Raw genomic sequence first — 2,054 nt, forward strand, 5'->3', positions numbered from 1 at the left:
TGAGGTGATCCCCGTAGTGTGGACACGCCTGACAATGGATCTTGTTGATCCTGGAAGGTGTAGACCACGTGGCAAGGCCCTCGAAGTACAGTGCGGAGTTCCGGTCCGACGCGATCGCGTTGTGGCGGGCATCGGCGGGAAGGCGGACGTTCAGGGACGTCGCGGCCGATCTGAATGTCAACCCCGAGACGCTGCGGACCTGGGTGCGTGACGCCGACGACGGTCCGGCCGCCTCCGGCGGGTCGCAGGACACCGAGGCCGAGCTGGCCCGGCTGCGCGCGGAGAACGCCAGGCTGGCCAAGGCGGAGAAAGAATGGCAGCTCGAGCGGGAGATCCTGCGACGGGCAGCCGCCTATTTTGCCCGGGATTGCGTCCTGAACACGAAGGGGAGCTGACAGTAGGGCAGCTTCCATGAGTGGTGCTGTGCGGATGATGAAGGTTTTGTGGCCCTTCGAAGCCGCCCTGCGGGGGGAGGCTTCAAACCGCCTCATGCTGCGTTGGTTGATGACCGTCGTGGTGAGCGATGAGGAAAAGGCGTCCTGAGAGGCGTCAGGTGGGGATCGGGAAGACGAACGCAAGTGAATCGCTGCTGACGTGTCGAAACGAAATCAGACGACATCAAAACCGGGGTGTTCCCGAAATCCCGGGATGAGCCTGGCGGGTGCCCGTCTATTGGCCAGGTGGTGTCCGGCATGCAGGCGACGTGACCCCGGTCTGCGGCTTCCGTACGGAACAGGAGAAGGCAGGTACCGATACCGCCCGCCGCGATGCGGCGGCAAGAGGGAGTGCCCCAAGCAGCAGCAACTGCGAGGGGTCGAGTACCGATGCGGGACCTGCTGGCGGACCGGCTCGTAGTAGTGATGAAGCCCCTGTAATGGGGGTGGAGCGAAGGGGCCGGGTCGTTCGTGACTGAGTTGATCACATCAACCGGATGACGTCCGGGAGGAGTGCGATGGGCCAGTTGAAGTCATCGACCAAGCCATTTGAGATTTCGAAGTGGGAGATCATGGAAGCCTGGGGGGAAGTCAGAGCAAATAGAGGCGCGCCAGGGGTGGATGGGCAGAGCATCGACGACTTCGAGAAGGACCTTAAGAGAAACCTCTACAAGGTCTGGAACCGTATGTCGTCGGGCTCCTACTTCCCGCTTCCGGTACGTGGGGTGGCTATTCCCAAGCCGCACGGCGGCGGCACGAGAATGCTCGGCATTCCCGCTGTGGCCGACCGTGTGGCCCAGACCGTGGTGGCCCGGCATCTGATGCGAAGGGTGGATCCTATTTTCCATCCGGACAGCTACGGATACCGGCCGGGACGGTCCGCCTTGGACGCAGTGGAACGGTGCCGGGAGCGCTGCTGGAAGCGGAATTGGGTCGTGGAGTTCGACATCGCCCGGTTCTTCGACAGTGTGCCCTGGGGCCTGCTGGTCAAGGCGGTGGAAGCTCACACCGACGCCGTTTGGGTGAAGTTGTATGTGCGGCGGTGGCTCCAAGCGCCGCTCGCGATGCCCGACGGAGCCCTGCTGGAGCGGGAGCGCGGGACCCCACAAGGGGCCCCGGTGTCTCCCGTCCTGGCAAACCTGTTTCTGCACTACGCGTTCGATGCCTGGATGGCGCGGGAGTTCCCGTCCATCTGGTTCGAACGCTATGCAGACGACGCGGTGCTGCACTGCGGCACAGAGCGCCAGGCCCGTCAGGTACTGGCCGCGCTCACGGACAGGATGGCCGAGGTCGGGTTGCGTCTGCATCCGGCCAAGACCCGGATCGTCTATTGCAAGGACGGGAATCGCCGAAGCTCCTACGAGCACACGGCGTTCACGTTTCTCGGGTACACGTTCCGTGCCAGGAAGAACCGGAGTCGGCAGGGGAACATGTTCCTGGCGGTCGATCCGGCGATCAGCAGGGACGCCCTGACAAGGATCGGTCGGGAGGTGCGGGGCTGGCACCTGCACACTCGTACGGATCTGACCTTTCAAGAGCTCGCCCGATGGGTCAACCCCAAGGTGGCAGGCTGGATCAACTATTACGGCCATTTCAGGCCCTGGGAGCTGATCCCTTTCA

1 protein-coding gene and 1 pseudogene are annotated in these 2,054 nt (G+C 63.4%); both read left to right on the forward strand.

The features are described from left to right. Nucleotides 1–68 precede the first annotated feature (68 nt). Nucleotides 69–367 (forward strand): annotated as a pseudogene (locus tag QMK24_RS41120) (transposase); the annotation flags it as partial. A gap of 585 nt (nucleotides 368–952) precedes the next feature. Then, the coding region (gene ltrA, locus QMK24_RS41125) for a group II intron reverse transcriptase/maturase (RefSeq protein WP_283472031.1) at nucleotides 953–2,054 on the forward strand (1,102 nt) is incomplete at its 3' end.

This window comes from Streptomyces sp. PH10-H1, from assembly GCF_030063355.1.
Classification (GTDB): Bacteria; Actinomycetota; Actinomycetes; order Streptomycetales; family Streptomycetaceae; genus Actinacidiphila.